General features: G+C 45.4%; 22 protein-coding genes. All 22 read left to right on the plus strand.

Features of this window, described 5'->3' with window-relative positions; all coding sequences use genetic code 11:
• Positions 1-253 precede the first annotated feature (253 nt).
• The 22 genes from rpoB to KSP24_RS23415 all read left to right on the plus strand — a co-directional run bounded on the left by rpoB (position 254) and on the right by KSP24_RS23415 (position 19599).
• Positions 254-3799 carry a DNA-directed RNA polymerase subunit beta gene (gene rpoB / locus KSP24_RS23310; protein ID WP_013373273.1) on the plus strand — a complete coding sequence of 1182 codons (3546 nt, stop codon included), beginning with the start codon at positions 254-256 and terminating at the stop codon, positions 3797-3799.
• 140 nt (positions 3800-3939) lie between these two features.
• Positions 3940-7554, plus strand: a complete 3615-nt coding sequence (gene rpoC / locus KSP24_RS23315; RefSeq protein ID WP_013373272.1) for a DNA-directed RNA polymerase subunit beta' — start codon at positions 3940-3942, stop codon at positions 7552-7554.
• A 221-nt stretch (positions 7555-7775) separates the two neighbouring features.
• Positions 7776-8027: a ribosomal L7Ae/L30e/S12e/Gadd45 family protein gene (locus tag KSP24_RS23320; protein WP_013373271.1), complete on the plus strand. Its 252-nt coding sequence runs from the start codon at positions 7776-7778 to the stop codon at positions 8025-8027.
• Positions 8028-8171: 144 nt separating this feature from the next.
• Positions 8172-8594, plus strand: coding sequence for a 30S ribosomal protein S12 (gene rpsL, locus KSP24_RS23325; protein WP_007432587.1), 423 nt, complete (start codon positions 8172-8174; stop codon positions 8592-8594).
• Positions 8595-8644: 50 nt separating this feature from the next.
• On the plus strand, positions 8645-9115 hold the full coding sequence (gene rpsG, locus KSP24_RS23330) for a 30S ribosomal protein S7 (protein ID WP_007432586.1): 471 nt from the start codon (positions 8645-8647) through the stop codon (positions 9113-9115).
• Between the two features lie 47 nt (positions 9116-9162).
• A complete protein-coding gene (gene fusA / locus KSP24_RS23335) occupies positions 9163-11241 on the plus strand; it encodes an elongation factor G (RefSeq protein WP_013385813.1) in 2079 nt (692 codons plus the stop codon).
• Between the two features lie 93 nt (positions 11242-11334).
• The gene (gene tuf / locus KSP24_RS23340; protein WP_013373267.1) at positions 11335-12525 is read left to right on the plus strand and encodes an elongation factor Tu; all 1191 of its coding nucleotides are present in this window, start codon (positions 11335-11337) and stop codon (positions 12523-12525) included.
• A gap of 341 nt (positions 12526-12866) precedes the next feature.
• Complete coding sequence (rpsJ, locus tag KSP24_RS23345) at positions 12867-13175, plus strand: 30S ribosomal protein S10 (protein ID WP_005544556.1); 309 nt, start codon at positions 12867-12869, stop codon at positions 13173-13175.
• A 32-nt stretch (positions 13176-13207) separates the two neighbouring features.
• The gene (gene rplC / locus KSP24_RS23350; protein WP_013312161.1) at positions 13208-13831 is read left to right on the plus strand and encodes a 50S ribosomal protein L3; all 624 of its coding nucleotides are present in this window, start codon (positions 13208-13210) and stop codon (positions 13829-13831) included.
• Positions 13832-13857: 26 nt separating this feature from the next.
• Positions 13858-14481, plus strand: a complete 624-nt coding sequence (gene rplD, locus KSP24_RS23355) for a 50S ribosomal protein L4 (RefSeq protein ID WP_013312160.1) — start codon at positions 13858-13860, stop codon at positions 14479-14481.
• Entirely contained in the window at positions 14481-14771 is a 291-nt protein-coding gene (gene rplW / locus KSP24_RS23360) for a 50S ribosomal protein L23 (protein ID WP_013373266.1), read from the plus strand. The genes rplD and rplW overlap by 1 nt, the downstream gene beginning before the upstream one ends.
• Positions 14772-14801: 30 nt before the next feature.
• Positions 14802-15632, plus strand: coding sequence for a 50S ribosomal protein L2 (gene rplB, locus KSP24_RS23365; protein ID WP_016818651.1), 831 nt, complete (start codon positions 14802-14804; stop codon positions 15630-15632).
• Positions 15633-15704: 72 nt separating this feature from the next.
• Positions 15705-15983 (plus strand): 30S ribosomal protein S19, encoded by a 279-nt coding sequence (gene rpsS, locus KSP24_RS23370; protein WP_007432579.1) that lies wholly within the window; start codon positions 15705-15707, stop codon positions 15981-15983.
• 35 nt (positions 15984-16018) lie between these two features.
• The gene (rplV, locus tag KSP24_RS23375) at positions 16019-16351 is read left to right on the plus strand and encodes a 50S ribosomal protein L22 (RefSeq protein WP_007432578.1); all 333 of its coding nucleotides are present in this window, start codon (positions 16019-16021) and stop codon (positions 16349-16351) included.
• A 13-nt stretch (positions 16352-16364) separates the two neighbouring features.
• Positions 16365-17030 (plus strand): 30S ribosomal protein S3, encoded by a 666-nt coding sequence (gene rpsC / locus KSP24_RS23380; protein WP_007432577.1) that lies wholly within the window; start codon positions 16365-16367, stop codon positions 17028-17030.
• Between the two features lie 2 nt (positions 17031-17032).
• Positions 17033-17467: a 50S ribosomal protein L16 gene (gene rplP, locus KSP24_RS23385; protein WP_007432576.1), complete on the plus strand. Its 435-nt coding sequence runs from the start codon at positions 17033-17035 to the stop codon at positions 17465-17467.
• Positions 17457-17654 (plus strand): 50S ribosomal protein L29, encoded by a 198-nt coding sequence (gene rpmC / locus KSP24_RS23390; protein ID WP_007432575.1) that lies wholly within the window; start codon positions 17457-17459, stop codon positions 17652-17654. The genes rplP and rpmC overlap by 11 nt, the downstream gene beginning before the upstream one ends.
• A gap of 50 nt (positions 17655-17704) precedes the next feature.
• On the plus strand, positions 17705-17968 hold the full coding sequence (gene rpsQ, locus KSP24_RS23395) for a 30S ribosomal protein S17 (RefSeq protein ID WP_007432574.1): 264 nt from the start codon (positions 17705-17707) through the stop codon (positions 17966-17968).
• Between the two features lie 34 nt (positions 17969-18002).
• Positions 18003-18371: a 50S ribosomal protein L14 gene (gene rplN / locus KSP24_RS23400; RefSeq protein WP_007432573.1), complete on the plus strand. Its 369-nt coding sequence runs from the start codon at positions 18003-18005 to the stop codon at positions 18369-18371.
• A 36-nt stretch (positions 18372-18407) separates the two neighbouring features.
• Positions 18408-18761, plus strand: coding sequence for a 50S ribosomal protein L24 (rplX, locus tag KSP24_RS23405; RefSeq protein WP_013312155.1), 354 nt, complete (start codon positions 18408-18410; stop codon positions 18759-18761).
• Positions 18762-18792: 31 nt separating this feature from the next.
• Positions 18793-19338 carry a 50S ribosomal protein L5 gene (gene rplE, locus KSP24_RS23410; RefSeq protein WP_007432571.1) on the plus strand — a complete coding sequence of 182 codons (546 nt, stop codon included), beginning with the start codon at positions 18793-18795 and terminating at the stop codon, positions 19336-19338.
• Positions 19339-19413: 75 nt separating this feature from the next.
• Positions 19414-19599, plus strand: a complete 186-nt coding sequence (locus KSP24_RS23415; protein ID WP_010348808.1) for a type Z 30S ribosomal protein S14 — start codon at positions 19414-19416, stop codon at positions 19597-19599.
• Positions 19600-19602 lie beyond the last annotated feature (3 nt).

Consider the following 19602-nt stretch of genomic DNA (forward strand, 5'->3'; position numbering starts at 1 on the left):
AGATTTATGCGTAACAGGGTATAGTATTTATACCTATTACGTATAATATAACCATTTTGGGCAAATCTACAAGTGATGAAGATCTTCCGGTAAGAGGATTCCGCAGATACGTCGCTCTTTTTTCGAATGCATTCGAGTAAGGGCTTTTCTGTATTTGTAAGATCGAATCTTCTGTATGTGTCTTATTATAAGGTCACAAACAGAGGTTCGCAATGTATTTTTAAAGTGAGTAGACATGAGGGGTGAGTTTAAGTTGGCAGGACATCTTGTTCAATATGGTCGACGCACTCGGCGCAGTTATGCACGTATTAATGAGGTACTCGAGGTTCCCAACCTGATTGAGATCCAACAAAAATCCTATGATTGGTTTTTGGAGGAAGGATTACGGGAAATGTTTCGGGATATTTCTCCAATTCAAGATTTCACAGGAAATCTGATTCTGGAGTTTATCGATTACTCTCTCGGAGAACCCAAATATACCGTTGACGACGCAAAGGAACGCGACGTTACGTATGCAGCACCGCTTCGGGTAAAAGTCCGGCTTATTAATAAAGAAACCGGGGAAGTGAAAGAGCAGGAAGTATTCATGGGAGACTTCCCGCTGATGACTGAAACGGGTACGTTTATTATTAACGGTGCGGAACGGGTTATTGTCAGCCAGTTGGTTCGCTCTCCCAGCGTCTATTTCAGCACAAAAGTCGACAAGAATGCGAAAACAACATACACCGCAACGGTAATTCCTAACCGGGGGGCTTGGCTCGAACTGGAGATGGATGCGAAGGATATTATCTATGTCCGGATTGACCGTACCCGTAAAATTCCGGTTACGGTGTTGCTGCGTGCGCTTGGCTTTGGCACTGATGCTGAGATTCTGGATTTGCTCGGCAATGACGAATATATCCGCAACACACTTGATAAAGACAACACGGATTCCACGGAGAAAGCGCTGATCGAAATTTATGAGCGTCTTCGTCCGGGTGAGCCGCCTACATTGGATAACGCAAAGAGCTTGCTTGTTGCACGTTTCTTTGATCCAAAACGTTATGATCTGGCCAACGTAGGCCGTTACAAAATCAATAAAAAGCTTCACATCAAAAACCGTCTGTTCAACCAACGGCTTGCTGAGACCCTGATTGATACGACAACTGGTGAAATCATTGCTGAAGCAGGGCAAATGGTAGACCGCCGCCTGTTGGACGAGATTTTGGCTCAACTGGAAGAGTCGGTTGGACACCGTACGTATCATGTTGCTAGTGGTGTTTTAGAAAGCAACGATATTCCGCTTCAAACGATTGATGTATTCTCGCCAATTGAAGACGGTAAAGTGGTAAAACTGATTGCCAATGGGAATATCGATAAATCGGTTAAGAACATTACGCCTGCCGATATTATTTCCTCCATTAGTTATTTTATTAACTTGCTTCACGGAATCGGAAGTACGGACGACATTGACCATTTGGGTAACCGTCGTTTGCGTTCTGTAGGTGAGTTGCTTCAAAATCAGTTCCGGATCGGTTTGTCCCGTATGGAACGCGTGGTGCGCGAAAGAATGTCGATTCAGGATGCTAATGTAATCACGCCACAGGCGCTGATTAACATACGTCCGGTCATTGCGTCGATTAAAGAGTTCTTTGGTAGCTCCCAGCTGTCTCAGTTTATGGATCAGACAAACCCGCTTGCTGAATTAACGCACAAACGTCGTCTGTCTGCACTCGGACCCGGCGGTTTGACGCGCGAACGCGCGGGCATGGAAGTACGTGACGTCCATCCAAGTCACTACGGCCGTATGTGTCCTATTGAGACACCAGAGGGACCGAACATTGGTTTGATCAACTCTCTGTCCACTTTCGCACGTATTAATGAGTATGGATTTATCGAAGCTCCTTATCGTTGGGTAGATCCGAAAACCGGAAAAGTTACAGACCAGATTGATTACCTGACTGCTGATGAGGAAGATAACTACATCGTTGCTCAGGCAAATGCGGAACTAACAGAAGAAAACACCTTTAAGGATGAAATTGTTATTGTCCGCTATAACAAGCAGTCTGATAACATTATTCCAATGGCAAGTAGCCGTGTTGATTACATGGACGTATCGCCTAAACAGGTCGTATCGGTCGCAACTGCACTGATTCCGTTCCTGGAGAATGATGACTCGAACCGCGCACTGATGGGTTCCAACATGCAGCGGCAGGCTGTGCCACTGCTGATTCCGAAAGCGCCTTTGGTAGGAACAGGGATGGAACATAAGTCTGCAAAAGATTCTGGTGTTTGCGTTGTCTCCAAGTACAACGGGGTAATTGAACGTTCTTCGGCTAACGAAATTTGGCTGCGTCGTATTGAAACGGTAGACGGTACTGAAGTAAAAGGCGATATTGTTAAGTATAAATTACACAAATTTATGCGTTCTAACCAAGGAACATGCATTAATCAGCGTCCGATTGTGAACAGAGGCGATATTGTCAAGGTTGGCGATATTCTTGCCGATGGTCCTTCCACCGAGATGGGTGAGTTGGCACTGGGACGTAACGTTGTCGTAGCGTTCATGACTTGGGAAGGTTATAACTACGAGGATGCGATCTTGCTGAGCGAGAAGCTGGTTAAAGAGGATGTATATACCTCGATCCATATCGAGGAATACGAATCTGAAGCTCGTGATACGAAGCTTGGACCAGAAGAAATCACTCGTGATATTCCGAATGTTGGTGAAGAAGCGCTTCGCAATCTAGATGAACGCGGCATCATTCGCATCGGTGCGGAAATCGCCGCAGGTGACATTCTTGTTGGTAAAGTAACACCTAAGGGTGTGACTGAATTGACAGCTGAAGAACGTCTCTTGCATGCGATTTTCGGTGAGAAGGCGCGCGAGGTTCGTGATACTTCCTTGAGAGTTCCTCACGGAACCGACGGGATCGTTGTAGATGTTAAAGTATTTACACGTGAAAATGGCGATGAGCTGCCACCGGGTGTAAACCAGCTGGTGCGCGTATACATTGCTCAAAAACGTAAAATTTCCGAAGGCGATAAAATGGCTGGACGTCACGGTAACAAGGGTGTCGTTGCCCGTATTCTGCCTGAAGAAGATATGCCATTCTTGCCGGATGGCACCCCAGTACAAGTCGTACTGAACCCGCTGGGCGTACCTTCGCGGATGAACATCGGACAGGTGCTTGAAGTGCATCTGGGTATGGCTGCAATGCGTCTTGGTATCCATGTGGCAACTCCAGTATTCGATGGTGCCAAGGAATATGACGTATTTGATACGATGGAAGAAGCGGGTATGCAACGCAATGGTAAAACGGTGTTGTATGATGGACGTACAGGTGATCGTTTTGAACGTGAAGTTACTGTCGGTGTCATGCACATGATCAAACTGGCGCACATGGTAGACGATAAGATCCATGCCCGTTCTACAGGTCCTTACTCTCTCGTTACGCAACAGCCATTGGGTGGTAAAGCCCAATTCGGTGGTCAGCGCTTCGGGGAGATGGAAGTATGGGCACTGGAAGCTTACGGTGCAGCGTACACGCTTCAGGAAATTTTGACTGTGAAATCCGATGATGTGGTTGGACGTGTTAAAACTTACGAATCCATCGTCAAAGGTGAAAATGTCCCTGAACCAGGTGTTCCTGAATCATTCAAGGTCTTGATCAAAGAGCTGCAAAGCTTGGGTATGGACGTGAAGATTCTGTCTGAAGACGAACAAGAGATCGAAATGAGAGAGCTTGATGATGAAGATGACACAACTGGCGATAAGCTGAGTTTGAATCTGGAAGGCTCTGAGGTTGGCGTAGAGTAGATTGACTGCTGACTGACTCATATCAGCTTTGTTATATGCTTCGATCCATTTTTGGATGGATCAGGCTTCTTGATACCGCCCGGTGCTGCCGGGCGGTATCAAACCTAAAAACTCAGGATTTGGTTAAGGAGGGTTGCTCCTTGTTGGACGTTAACAATTTCGAATATATGAAAATCGGGCTTGCTTCCCCCGAAAAGATTCGTTCTTGGTCCCGCGGAGAAGTCAAAAAACCGGAGACGATTAACTATCGTACGCTTAAACCGGAAAAAGAAGGACTATTTTGCGAGAAAATTTTCGGACCTACGAAAGATTGGGAATGTCACTGTGGTAAGTACAAACGTGTACGCTATAAAGGTGTTGTCTGTGACCGCTGTGGAGTAGAAGTTACTCGCGCTAAGGTTCGCCGTGAGCGTATGGGCCACATTGAGTTGGCTGCTCCTGTATCGCACATTTGGTACTTCAAAGGCATTCCGAGTCGTATGGGTCTTGCTCTTGATATGTCTCCAAGATCTTTGGAAGAGATCATTTACTTCGCATCTTATGTTGTAACCGATCCAGGAGATACGCCTTTGGAGAAAAAGCAACTCCTGTCCGAGAAAGAATACCGCAGCTATCGTGAGAAATATGGCTACGGATTCCAGGCGGGAATGGGTGCTGAAGCGGTTAAAAAGCTTCTTCAAGATTTAGATATAGACAAAGAATTAGAATTCTTGAAAGAAGAGCTACGTACAGCTCAAGGGCAACGTCGAAACCGTGCGATCAAACGCCTTGAAGTTATTGAGGCATTCCGTAACTCTGGTAACCAACCGGATTGGATGATTATGGACGTACTGCCTGTTATTCCTCCTGAGCTTCGTCCAATGGTACAGCTGGACGGTGGACGTTTTGCTACTTCTGACCTCAATGATCTGTATCGTCGTGTTATTAACCGTAATAACCGTCTGAAACGCTTGTTAGATCTGGGTGCGCCAGATATTATCGTGCAAAATGAAAAACGGATGCTGCAGGAAGCTGTTGACGCTCTGATTGATAATGGTCGTCGTGGTCGTCCTGTTACAGGTCCGGGTAATCGTCCTTTGAAATCCCTCAGCCATATGCTGAAAGGTAAACAAGGACGTTTCCGTCAAAACTTGCTCGGGAAACGTGTTGACTATTCCGGTCGTTCCGTTATCGTAGTAGGCCCGTACTTGAAGATGTACCAATGTGGTCTGCCGAAAGAAATGGCGCTGGAGCTGTTCAAGCCTTTTGTTATGAAAGAGCTTGTTAACAAAGGTTTGGCACACAACATTAAGAGCGCGAAGCGTAAAGTAGAGCGTGTGAGTGCTGAAGTGTGGGATGTACTCGAAGAAGTAATCAAGGAGCATCCGGTTCTTCTAAACCGTGCCCCTACGCTGCATAGACTAGGTATTCAAGCGTTTGAACCGATCTTGGTTGAAGGTCGTGCGATTCGTTTGCATCCGCTCGTATGTACGGCATACAATGCTGACTTTGACGGTGACCAAATGGCGGTTCACGTTCCGCTGTCTGCAGAGGCTCAAGCGGAAGCTCGTTTGCTCATGCTGGCATCCGGCAACATTTTGAATCCGAAAGACGGCAAGCCTGTTGTTACTCCTTCCCAGGATATGGTCCTTGGTTCATTCTATTTGACAATGGACAACAAGGAAGAAGAAGGAAGTAACATGATCCTTCGCAACCCGAATGAGGCTATCTCGGCTTACCAACGCGGAACAGCGGGTCTTCATGCTCGTGTAGCTATTCCGGTTAAAGCTTTGAATAAAACGAGCTTTACAGAGAAGCAGCAGGATGCGATGTTGATTACAACCGTGGGTAAAATTATCTTTAATGAGATTTTCCCAGCAAGCTTCCCGTATATCAATGACGCTACTCGTGCCAACCTGCTCTATGGTACTGCTGAAGAGTTCTTTGTTTACGAGAAAGGTGTAAATCTTACTGAAGCCATCCAGAACGCTCCGCAAGCTGGTGGAGTGGGCAAGGATTACCTTGGTAATATCATCGCCCGTTGCTTTGAGATTTACCATACGACAGAAACCGCTGTGATTTTGGATAAGATCAAACAGCTTGGCTTTACGTATTCTACTCGTGCAGGTGTGACGGTTGCTGTGGCAGACGTAGTTGTACCTCAAGAGAAACAGGATATTCTTAAGGCATCTGATGATAAAGCACAAGTCGTGACCAATCAGTACCGTCGTGGTCTGATTACGAACGAGGAACGCTATGACCGGATTATTGATATTTGGTCTAAGGCTAAAGACGATATCACAGACATTTTGATGAAATCCATGGATCGCTACAACTCTATCATGATGATGGTTGACTCTAAAGCGCGTGGTAACAAATCACAGATTACCCAGCTTGGCGGTATGCGTGGACTGATGGCGAATCCATCTGGTCGTATTATCGAGCTCCCAATCAAATCGAACTTCCGTGAAGGTCTGACAGTACTCGAGTACTTTATCTCCACTCACGGAGCGCGTAAAGGTTTGGCGGATACAGCCTTACGTACGGCTGACTCTGGTTACCTAACTCGTCGTCTCGTTGATGTGGCGCAGGATGTTATCGTGCGCGAAGATGACTGCGGAACGGATAAAGGCTTTACAGTAAGTCGCATCCAGGACGGTAAAGAAGTCATTGAGGACCTGTACGATCGTCTGGAAGGTCGCTATTGCTTCGAAACCGTACGTCATCCTGAAACGGGTGAAATCTTGGCTAGACGCAACGAACTGATTGACTCCAACAAAGCTGAAGCGATCGTTAAAGCTGGTGTGGATAAAGTTCAAATTCGTTCCGTACTAAGCTGCCGTGCTAAACATGGCGTCTGCAAAAAATGTTACGGCCGTAATCTGGCTACTGGCAAGCACGTTGAGATTGGTGAAGCGGTTGGTATTATCGCGGCTCAATCCATCGGTGAACCAGGGACACAGCTCACCATGCGTACGTTCCACACAGGTGGTGTAGCGGGCGACGATATCACCCAAGGTTTGCCTCGTATCCAGGAGCTTTTTGAAGCGCGTAATCCTAAAGGTCAGGCAACCATCAGTGAAATTGACGGTGTAGTTAAAGAGGTTCGTGAAGGGAAAGACCGTCGCGAAATCGACATTCAGGGTGAAGCTGAAACAAAAACCTATTCGGTCACTTATGGTTCACGTCTGCGCGTAAGCGAAGGCATGACTGTGGAAGCCGGGGACGAACTGACGGATGGTTCGATTGACCCTAAAGAAATGCTGCGTATTAAAGGTATTCGCGGGGTGCAGAACTATATCCTTCAGGAAGTTCAACGTGTATACCGGAACCAGGGTGTAGAAATCAACGACAAGCACGTAGAAGTTATGATTCGTCAAATGTTGCGTAAAATTCGTATCATTGATGCGGGCGACACGACACTGCTTCCAGGTTCATTTGTTGATGTGCATGAGTATGAAAATGCAAACAAGATAGCAATTCTCAGCGGCCAAGAACCAGCGGTAGCCAAACCAGTTCTTCTTGGTATCACCAAGGCGTCTTTGGAAACTGACTCCTTCTTGTCAGCAGCTTCCTTCCAGGAAACTACTCGTGTCCTGACAGATGCAGCTATCAAAGGAAAAGTCGATCAGTTGCTTGGATTGAAAGAGAATGTAATTATCGGTAAATTGATCCCTGCGGGAACAGGTATGAACCGTTACCGTAGCGTGAAATTTGCCCAGCCTGAAGAGGGGCAATCCTCATCTGAGGAGCTCGAACCCATTTCAGCTGAGTAGTAATATAAAAAAAGTATGATAAGCCCGGAACACCGTAGATATAAGCTTTGGTAAAGGTTGTAGCAACGGTGCTCCGGTGCTTCTTATAAAAATGTAACGTATTACTTTGTTTAAATAGATTATAGTTGATAATTGTCTTGACATTGTTCATAGTCAATGCTAATATAGCAAAGGTGCGTGAGCAGCCTATATGCTATTGGGTCTTTTCGGAGGAATGAGATATGTCTAAAGAACAGGGACTGCAAGATGCTCATGTCAAAATCGGTACCAAACAAACCATTCGTATGGTAGAATTGGGCTTCGCCTCGGAAGTATATGTGGCAGAAGATGCAGATCAGCGTTTCACTTCCAACATCATTGATTTGTGCAATAAGCACGGGGTCAAAGTGACTCTCGTAGATACAATGAAAAATCTCGGAGCTGCATGCGGGATTGAAGTGGGAGCCGCGATGGCTGCTATCGTAAAACAATAGGGTAAGGAACGTTTTTGTCTAGGGAATCGTTATTCTTGGCGGCAAAGACTTTTCATTTGTTCTTTTATGAACCGCCTGGGTCTGTGGGCTTAGATAAGGTTTATAAAGTAACAGCAAAAATTGAGGAAGGGGGTGGCAACCAACATGCCAACTATTAACCAACTGGTTCGTAAAGGACGTCAAGCCAAAATCGAGAAATCGAAATCACCGGCTTTGCAAAAAGGTTTTAATGCCTTGAAACGTGAAGCTACCGACATCAGTGCCCCGCAAAAACGCGGAGTGTGCACTCGTGTAGGTACTATGACTCCGAAAAAACCGAACTCCGCACTTCGTAAATATGCCCGTGTTCGCTTGACGAACCGTGTAGAGGTGACTGCTTACATTCCAGGTATTGGACATAACCTTCAAGAACACAGCGTAGTGCTGATTCGCGGTGGTCGTGTAAAAGACCTTCCGGGTGTGCGTTACCACATCGTTCGCGGTGCTTTGGATACTGCAGGCGTAAACAACCGCATGCAAGCTCGTTCCAAATACGGCGCAAAACGCCCTAAAGCTAAAAAATCCTAATGAATATAAACCGCATATGCAGGTTTAACATGTAAGAAAGGGGGATATCCATGCCACGCAAAGGTCCAGTTACCAAAAGAGACGTGTTGCCAGATCCGGTATACAACAGCAAGTTGGTTACTCGCTTGATCAACCGCATCATGCTCGACGGAAAACGAGGCGTTGCTCAAAGCATTCTGTATAATGCGTTCAAGCTTATCCAAGAACGTACGGGTAATGACCCGATGGAAGTATTTGAAGCAGCTATCAAGAATATCATGCCAGTCCTGGAAGTTAAAGCACGCCGTGTCGGCGGTGCCAACTACCAAGTACCAATCGAGGTAAAACCAGAAAGACGTACGTCCCTGGGATTACGTTGGCTCGTAAACTACTCCCGCAACCGCGGCGAGAAAACTATGGAAGAGCGTTTGGCGGCTGAGATTATCGATGCTTCCAACAACACAGGCGCTTCCGTGAAGAAACGTGAAGACACGCACAAAATGGCTGAAGCAAACAAAGCGTTTGCTCACTATCGTTGGTAGGATTCAGCTCAAAAAAATAACTTCAATTTTGAAGGGAGACCCATTTCATGGCAAGAGAGTTCTCCTTGAAAAATACACGTAATATCGGGATCATGGCTCATATTGACGCGGGTAAAACCACAACAACAGAGCGGATCTTGTTCTACACAGGCCGTACGCACAAAATCGGTGAAGTTCACGAAGGTGCTGCGACAATGGACTGGATGGAACAAGAACAAGAGCGCGGAATCACGATTACTTCCGCTGCGACGACCGCTGCCTGGAAAGGTCACCGCGTCAATATCATTGACACCCCGGGGCACGTTGACTTCACTGTTGAAGTTGAACGTTCCCTTCGTGTATTGGACGGAGCAGTTGGTGTTTTCAGTGCGAAAGAAGGCGTTGAGCCTCAGTCTGAAACTGTATGGAGACAGGCTGATCGCTATGGCGTTCCACGGATCGCATATGTAAACAAAATGGACATTATTGGTGCCGACTTCTTGAACGTTGTAGCAGATATGCGTGATCGCCTTCAAGCGAACGCAGTTGCGATTCAACTTCCGATCGGTGCAGAAAATGACTTTTTAGGTATCATCGATATCGTTGGGCAAAAGGCTTATATGTACAAAGATGACCTTGGTCAAAATATCGAAGAAACCGAAATTCCTGCGGAATACAAAGACAAAGTCGAAGAACTCCGCAACGAATTGATTGAGAAGGTTGCCGAACTGGATGAAGATTTGACTATGAAATACCTTGAAGGCGAAGAGATCACGGTTGAAGAAATTAAAGCCGCTCTCCGCAAAGGTGTTGTAGAAGTTAAGATCTTCCCAGTTATCTGTGGATCTTCCTACCGTAACAAAGGTGTTCAGTTGATGCTGGACGCTGTTGTTGATTACCTGCCAGCTCCTGTTGATGTACCAAGTATTCAAGGTCATCTGGAAGATGGAACGGAAGTTGAACGTCATTCTTCTGATGAAGAGCCTTTCTCCGCATTGGCCTTCAAAATTATGACGGACCCTTACGTTGGTAAATTGACATTCTTCCGCGTATATTCCGGTGTTCTTCAATCCGGTTCTTACGTATTGAATGCAACAAAAGGCAAACGTGAACGTATCGGACGTATTCTTCAAATGCACGCGAATAGCCGTCAAGAAATCACTGAAGTTTACTCCGGTGACATTGCGGCAGCCGTAGGTTTGAAAGATACAGGTACAGGTGATACACTGTGTGATGAGAAGAATCCTGTTATTCTCGAATCCATGAACTTCCCTGATCCGGTTATCGAAATCGCGGTTGAGCCTAAAACCAAAGCTGACCAAGACAAGATGGCAGTTGCACTCGGTAAGTTGACTGAAGAAGATCCAACTCTTCGCGCTTCTACTAACGAAGAAACTGGCCAAACTATCTTGGCAGGTATGGGTGAGCTTCATTTGGACATTATCATTGACCGTATGCGTCGTGAGTTCAAAGTGGAAACCAATGTTGGTAAACCGCAGGTAGCATACCGTGAAACATTCCGTGCTCCAGCACGTGTAGAAGGTAAGTTTGTTCGTCAATCCGGTGGTCGTGGTCAATATGGTCACGTATGGGTTGAGTTCGAACCACTCGAAGCAGGTACTGGTAGCCAGTTTGAAAGCAAGGTTGTCGGTGGCTCTGTTCCAAGAGAATACATCGGACCTGCACTTGCTGGTATTGAAGAGCAAATGAAAAACGGTGTCCTTGCAGGCTTCCCGCTTGTGGACGTTAAAGCTACAATTGTGGATGGATCATACCATGATGTCGATTCCAATGAAATGGCATTTAAAATTGCCGGTTCAATGGCGCTGAAAGCAGCGAAAGACAAATGTAAACCTGTATTGCTTGAGCCGATTATGAAAGTTGAAGTAACGGTTCCAGAGGAATACATGGGTGACGTAATGGGTATGCTGAACTCTCGTCGTGGTCGGATTGAAGGTATGGATTCCCGTGGTGGTGCCCAAATTATTCGTGCAATGGTTCCATTGTCCGAAATGTTTGGATATTCCACTACACTTCGCTCCGGTACACAAGGACGCGGTGTGTTCTCCATGGAGCTTCATCACTATGAAGAAGTTCCGAAGAGCATTGCTGAAGAGATCGTTGCCAAAACCAAAGGCGGCGAGTAATACAGTGTATTAGCTGATCGGATACTCTAGGTTTTTTCAAGGGGTTTCCGACAGCATAAAAATAAAACATGTTATTGAGGAGGAATTGTTCAAATGGCAAAGGCTAAGTTTGAACGTAACAAACCGCACGTTAATATCGGTACAATTGGTCACGTCGATCATGGTAAAACAACTTTGACTGCTGCAATCACAACTGTACTTTCCAAAACTTACGGTGGTGCTGCTGTAGCATTCGATCAAATCGATAAAGCTCCAGAAGAGCGCGAACGCGGTATCACAATCTCCACTGCACACGTGGAATACGAAACACCTAACCGTCACTATGCACACGTTGACTGCCCAGGTCACGCCGACTATGTTAAAAACATGATCACTGGCGCTGCACAAATGGACGGAGCGATTCTGGTTGTATCCGCAGCTGACGGTCCTATGCCGCAAACTCGCGAACACATCCTCTTGTCCCGTCAAGTAGGTGTTCCATACATCGTTGTATTCCTGAACAAATGCGACATGGTTGAAGACGAAGAGTTGCTGGAATTGGTTGAAATGGAAGTTCGCGACTTGCTGAGCGAGTATGACTTCCCAGGCGACGACACTCCAATCACTCGTGGTTCCGCTCGTGAAGCACTGCAAAACCCAGATGGCGACTGGGCTAAGAAAATCGTTGAAATGTTCGAAACGATCGACACTTACATCCCAACTCCAGAACGCGACACTGACAAGCCTTTCCTTATGCCTGTCGAGGACGTATTCTCCATCACTGGTCGTGGTACAGTTGCTACAGGCCGTGTAGAGCGTGGTACTGTTAAAGTGGGCGACGAAATCGAAATCATCGGTATTCAAGAAGAATCCCGTAAATCCGTAGTAACAGGCGTAGAAATGTTCCGTAAATTGCTTGACTCCGCTCAAGCTGGTGACAACATCGGCGCACTGCTTCGCGGTGTAGATCGTGCACAAATCGAGCGTGGCCAAGTATTGGCTAAACCAGGTTCTGTTAACCCACATACAGAATTCTCTGCTCAAATCTACGTTTTGACTAAAGAAGAAGGCGGACGTCACAAACCTTTCTTCACTGGTTACCGTCCACAGTTCTACTTCCGTACAACTGACGTAACTGGTATCATTACTCTGCCAGAAGGTTCCGAAATGGTAATGCCTGGTGATAACATTACGGTTACTGTTCAACTGATCAGCCCAATCGCGATTGAAGAAGGAACTAAGTTCTCCATTCGTGAAGGTGGACGTACAGTTGGTGCAGGCGCTGTAGCAACAATCTCCAAATAATAAGGCTACGAGCCTTGAATATAGCAACATTGTACTGGAACGAGTAACATCGTATTGGAACGAAGTAAAACGAGCCCCTGCCATGGTGCGGGGGCTTTTCTCTTGAGGAAAATTGCAAGCTACGAGCACAATTGTTATCTTTGAAAATAAGATGCATTGTTTTTTTACGTTTTTGCTTGCAATAGGCAGAAGTATTCGATATAATAACTAATGTTGTTTGTGACTGTGCGATGATGTGAGAGGTTACTGACACACCCGGCCCCTTTGCCATGGGAGGGCTGTCGGAAAATTTTCACGGAGTATGTCCGATACCAAATTGGGCGATAGAAGGAGGGACTAAAATGGCAAAGCAAAAAATTCGTATTCGTTTGAAAGCTTACGATCACAGAATTCTTGATCAATCCGCTGAGAAAATTGTTGAAACAGCTAAACGTTCGGGTGCAGGTGTTTCCGGACCAATCCCGCTGCCAACTGAAAAACAAATCATTACTATTCTCCGTGCGGTACACAAGTACAAGGATTCTCGGGAACAATTCGAAATGCGCACACACAAGCGTTTGATCGACATTGTTAATCCGACTCCACAAACTGTGGATGCCTTGATGCGCTTGGACCTGCCGTCCGGTGTAGATATCGAAATTAAATTGTAATATGTAATCAGGAAAAGAAAAGAGGTGTCAACATGAAAGGTATCTTAGGAAAAAAACTCGGAATGACTCAAGTGTTTACCCCTGAAGGTAACGTACTTGCTGTTACGGTTATCGAAGCTGGTCCTTGTGTTGTTCTGCAAAAGAAAGATCTGGAAAACGATGGATACGAAGCTATCCAACTCGGATTCTCTGATAAAAAAGAAAAAAGATCCAACAAACCTGAAGCAGGGCATGCTAAAAAAGCAAATACTGCACCTAAGCGCTACGTTCGTGAACTTCGTGGCATCGACCTTGCTGCGTACGAGGTTGGCCAAGAACTGAAGGCTGATGTCTTCACAGAAGGCGAATTCGTTGACGTAACAGGTATTTCTAAAGGTAAAGGTTTTGCCGGCGTTATCAAACGTTGGGGACAAAGCCGCGGACCAATGGCACACGGCTCGCGTTACCACAGAGGTCCAGGTTCTATGGGTTCCATTCAAGCTAACCGCGTTCCTAAAGGTAAACACTTGCCAGGACACATGGGGCATGAAACGGTAACGATTCAACGCCTTGAAGTTGTTAAGATCGATACAGAACGTAATGTATTGCTCGTGAAAGGTTCCATTCCAGGACCTAAAAACAGCTTTGTTAAAGTATTAGAAACGGTGAAAAAATAATCAACTGAGGAAAGGAGGAACACAAAATGCCAAAAGTAGCACTATTTAATATTAGCGGCAGCCAAGTTGGCGAAATTGAATTGAACGATGCAGTGTTCGGTATCGAACCGAATAAACACGTTCTTCATGACGCTGTTGTTATGCAATTGGCTTCCCTGCGTCAAGGTACTCACAAAGTAAAAGGACGTTCTGAAGTACGTGGCGGCGGACGTAAACCTTGGAAACAAAAAGGTACTGGTCGCGCTCGTCAAGGTTCAATTCGTGCACCACAATGGGTTGGTGGCGGTACTGTATTCGGTCCGACTCCACGCAGCTATGCTTACAAATTGCCTAAAAAAGTTCGTCGTCTGGCGATCAAATCGGCACTGTCATCCAAAGTGATTGAGAATGAAATCATCGTATTGGACGCTCTTACACTGAACGGACCTAAAACGAAAGAATTCGCAGCCATTTTGAATAACCTTAAAGCTGATCGTAAAGCATTGATTGTAGCTCCTAGCTATGATGACAATGTAGCACTGTCCGCTCGTAATATTCCTGGTGTGAAGTTTGTAGCCGCAGACGGCATTAATGTTCTTGATGTGCTCGGACACGACAAACTGATCATTACGAAGGAAGCAGTTCAGAAGGTAGAGGAGGTGCTCGCGTAATGAAGGATCCTCGTGATATTATCAAACGTCCGATTATCACCGAACGTACGGCTGGTATGATGAATGACTTGAAATATGTTTTCGAAGTTGACATTCGTTCCAATAAAGTCGAAGTTAAGAAGGCAATCGAAGCGATTTTTAACGTGAAAGTAAGTAACGTTAATACACTTCGTGTGCCTGCGAAACCAAAACGCTACGGTCGTCATTCCGGCTATACGAGCGAGTGGAAAAAAGCGTTCGTAACGCTGAGCAAAGACAGTAAGCCGCTTGAGTTTTTTGAAACAGTATAATTGAATCTGTAAAGTAAGGAGGGAAACTCAGTGCCAATTAAAAAGTATAAACCGACGTCCCCGGCCAGACGTGCAATGTCTGTATCTACTTTCGAGGAGATCACAACAAATCAGCCCGAGAAATCGTTGCTGGCACCTCTGAGCAAGCAAGCTGGACGTAATAACCAAGGTAAAATTACAGTTCGTCATCATGGCGGCGGACACAAACGTAAATACCGTATTATTGACTTCAAACGTAACAAAGATGGAATACCGGGCCGCGTTGCTACGATCGAATATGATCCAAACCGTACGTCCAACATCGCACTTATCCACTATGTGGATGGTGAAAAACGTTACATCATCGCTCCTAAAGGTCTGAAAGTAGGAGATGTAGTGGTATCCGGTCCGGACTCCGATATTAAAATCGGTAACTCCTTGCCATTGGAAAACATTCCAGTAGGTACGGTTATCCACAATATCGAATTGAAACCGGGTAAAGGTGGCCAACTTGTTCGTGCTGCTGGTACGGAAGCCCAACTTCTTGGTAAAGAAGAGAAGTATGTTACAATTCGTTTGACCTCTGGTGAAGTGCGTCGCATTCTGAAAGTTTGCCGTGCTACAATTGGATCTGTTGGTAACGAAGACCACGAACTTGTTAAGATCGGTAAAGCTGGTCGTAGTCGTTGGTTGGGACAACGTCCTGAAGTTCGCGGTGTTGTTATGAACCCTAACGATCACCCACACGGTGGTGGTGAAGGTCGCGCTCCAATCGGACGTAAATCTCCAATGTCTCCATGGGGTAAACCAACCCTTGGTTACAAGACACGTAAAAAAGGCAAAGCATCTGATAAGTACATCGTTCGTCGTCGTACTAAGTAATAAAACGTGCGCTTAAGTCGCACGTTAACATATTAAAGAACGACTACGTTTTAACGAAGGGAGGATTCACAAATGGGTCGCAGTCTCAAAAAAGGACCATTTATTGATGGTTACCTGTTGAAAAAAGTAGAGGTTTTGAACGAGTCTGACAAAAAAGTCGTGATCAAAACTTGGTCCCGTCGCTCTACGATTTTCCCGCAATTTATCGGACACACGTTTGGTGTATATGATGGTCGTAAACACGTGCCTGTATACGTAACGGAAGATATGGTTGGACACAAATTGGGCGAATTCGCTCCAACGCGTACGTACAAAGGCCATACGGATGACGATAAGAAAACAAGAAGATAATCAACACAGCGTAGTGTTTGAGAGGAGGTAACTCAATGGAAGCAAAAGCACATGCTAAATCCGTGCGGATTTCCGCTCGCAAAGTGAAACTTGTTATCGATTTGATTCGTGGCAAGCAGGTAGGTGAGGCGATTGCAATTCTTCGTCACACTCCGAAATCCGCTTCTCCAGTCGTTGAGAAATTGTTGAATTCTGCTATCGCGAACGCAGATCACAACTACTCTATGGACGTAAATAAATTGGTAGTGTCTGAGGTTTTTGTAAACCAAGGTCCTACAATGAAACGGTTCCGCCCGCGTGCAATGGGTCGTGCAAGCCGCATCAATAAACGCACCAGTCATATTACTCTGGTGGTATCTGAAAAATAAGGAGGGAAAACGTGTGGGCCAAAAGGTAAATCCCGTCGGACTCCGAATCGGTATTATCCGTGATTGGGAATCCAAATGGTATGCAGGCAAAGATTTCGGTGATCTTTTGCTGGAAGACGTTAAGATTCGTGAGCATCTGAAGAAAAGATTGAAAGACTCCGCTGTATCCCGTGTTGAAATCGAGAGAGCAGCTAACCGTGTCAACGTAACGATTCACACTGCGAAACCAGGTATGGTTATCGGTAAGGGTGGTTCCGAAGTTGAAAATCTGCGTAATGAAATCACTAAAATCGCAGGCGGTAAAAAGGTACACATCAATATCTCTGAAATTAAAAATCCTGAACTGGATGCAATTCTTGTTGCTGAAAGCATTGCACAACAATTGGAACGTCGTGTTTCTTTCCGTCGTGCGTTGAAACAAGCAATTCAAAGAACTATGCGTTCCGGTGCAAAAGGAATTAAAACTCAAGTAGGCGGACGTCTTGGCGGTGCCGAAATCGCTCGTTCCGAAGGATACAGCGAAGGAACTGTTCCACTGCATACACTTCGTGCTGACATCGACTACGGTACAGCAGAAGCTCATACTACTTATGGCCGTCTTGGCGTAAAAGTATGGATCTATCGTGGAGAGGTTCTTCCTCCAGCTAAGAAACAAGCTCCTCAGGAAGGAGGCAACTAATCATGTTGGTACCTAAACGCGTAAAACATCGTAAACAACAACGTGGTCACATGAAGGGTCGTGCAAAAGGCGGTACTACACTGAATTTTGGTGAGTACGGTTTGCAAGCTACTGAACCAGCATGGATCACTAACCGTCAAATCGAAGCTGCTCGTATTGCGATGACTCGTTACATCAAACGTGGTGGTAAGGTTTGGATTAAAATTTTCCCTGACAAACCAATTACTCAAAAGCCTCTTGAGGTTCGTATGGGTAGTGGTAAGGGTAACGTAGAAAAATGGGTTGCAGTAGTGAAACCAGGTAAGATCATGTTTGAACTTGCTGGTGTACCGGAAGAGATTGCTCGTGAAGCAATGCGTCTTGCCGCTCACAAACTGCCAATCAAAACTAAGTTTGTGAAACGTGAAGAATTGGGTGGTGAAGCAAATGAAGGCTAGTGAATTCCGCAACCTTACCACTGCTGAAATCGAACAAAAGATCTCTGGTTTTAAAGAAGAACTTTTCAACCTTCGTTTTCAACTCGCTACCGGTCAGCTTGATAACCCGACTCGGATCGGTGCTGTGCGTAAGGAAATTGCTCGTGCTAAAACTGTGATCCGTGAAAGAGAACTTGGGATTAGCTAAGATATTAGACCGGGTGGAAATTCCGCCTGTAATTAGGAAGGAGGCCAACAATGAGCGAACGTAATGCCCGTAAAGTATTAGTCGGTAAAGTAGTCAGCGACAAAATGGATAAAACGATTGTGATTGCTGTAGAAACTTACAAAAAACATGATCTCTACCATAAACGCATTAAAGTGACTAAAAAATTCAAAGCTCATGATGAAAACAACACTGCACAAATCGGTGATACTGTTAAAATCATGGAAACTCGTCCTTTGTCCAAAGACAAAAACTGGAGACTGGTCGAAATCGTTGAAAAAGCTGTTATAATCTAATGTAGTGTAGTTTTTCCGAAAGGAGGATAAATAAATGATTCAACCATTTACACGTTTGACTGTGGCTGACAATTCCGGCGCGAAGGAACTGATGTGTATCCGTGTGCTCGGTGGTACGGGACGTCGTACAGCTCAAATTGGTGACCTGATCGTTTGTTCCGTAAAACAAGCAACACCAGGCGGCGTTGTCAAAAAGGGTGATGTAGTAAGAGCGGTTGTCGTTCGTACTAAACGTTCTATCCGCCGTAAAGACGGTTCCTATATCGGATTTGATGAGAACGCAGCAGTGGTCGTTAAAGAAGACAAGAGCCCACGCGGTACTCGTATTTTCGGACCAGTTGCTCGCGAACTTCGTGATAAAGACTTCATGAAAATCGTTTCCTTGGCTCCGGAAGTGATCTAAATTCACCTTAAAATGTGCCCGTAGGAGGTGTACGAAATGCCAAAAGTGAAAAAAGTTCTGGAATCCCATAACAACAAGCTGCACGTCAAAAAAGACGACACTGTTCTGGTGATTACAGGTAAAGATAAAGGTAAAAAAGGTCGCGTTATCGCTGCTTACCCTCGTCAAAACCGTGTGCTTGTGGAAGGTGTTAACATGATTAAAAAACACCAAAAGCCTAATCAGCTGAATCCACAAGGCGGCATCATCGAGAAAGAAGCTCCGATTCACGTTTCCAACGTTATGCACATTGATCCGAAGAGCGGAAAAGTAACTCGTGTGGGTTACAAGGTTTTGGACAACGGAAAAAAAGTGCGTATTGCAAAACGTTCAGGCGAAGTGATCGACTAATTATTTTTTGAAGAAAGGAGGACTATGATTCATGGCAACAACAAGAATGAAAGAACGTTTCTTGAAAGAAATCACTCCTGCTTTGATGCAGAAGTTCAACTATACAACAGTGATGCAAGTGCCTAAAATCGAGAAAGTTGTAATCAACATGGGTGTTGGCGACGCAGTCCAAAACTCCAAAGTACTTGATTCAGCTCTCAACGACATGCAGCTGATCGCTGGTCAAAAACCAGTTATCACTCGCGCAAAAAAATCTATTGCAGGTTTTAAATTGCGTGAAAACATGCCGATCGGTGTAAAGGTAACACTTCGTGGCGAGCGTATGTATTATTTCTTGGACAAATTGTTCAACATCACACTCCCTCGCGTACGTGACTTCCATGGCGTATCAACAAAAGCTTTCGACGGACGTGGTAACTACACGCTTGGTTTGAAAGAACAGTTGATCTTCCCGGAAATCGAGTACGATCAAGTTGATAAAGTTCGTGGTATGGATATCGTTATCGTAACGACTGCCAAGACTGACGAAGAGTCCCGTGAGCTTCTGACTCAGCTGGGCATGCCTTTCGCGAAATAATGTTGGCATATCGTTTCGGGCGTCTGATTTAAAGACACCCTGTTCTCCGAAACTATTTAGGAGGTGTCAGGCTAAGTGGCAAAAACTTCAATGAAAGTCAAACAACAACGCGCACCAAAGTTTAAAGTTCGTGCTTATACTCGTTGCGAACGTTGTGGTCGTCCACATTCGGTGCTGCAAAAGTTTAAGATCTGCAGAATTTGCTTCCGTGAATTAGCTTATAAAGGCCAGATTCCTGGCGTGAAAAAAGCAAGCTGGTAAAAA

The organism is Paenibacillus sp. AK121 (assembly GCF_019042715.1).
Classification (GTDB): domain Bacteria; phylum Bacillota; class Bacilli; order Paenibacillales; family Paenibacillaceae; genus Paenibacillus; species Paenibacillus polymyxa_C.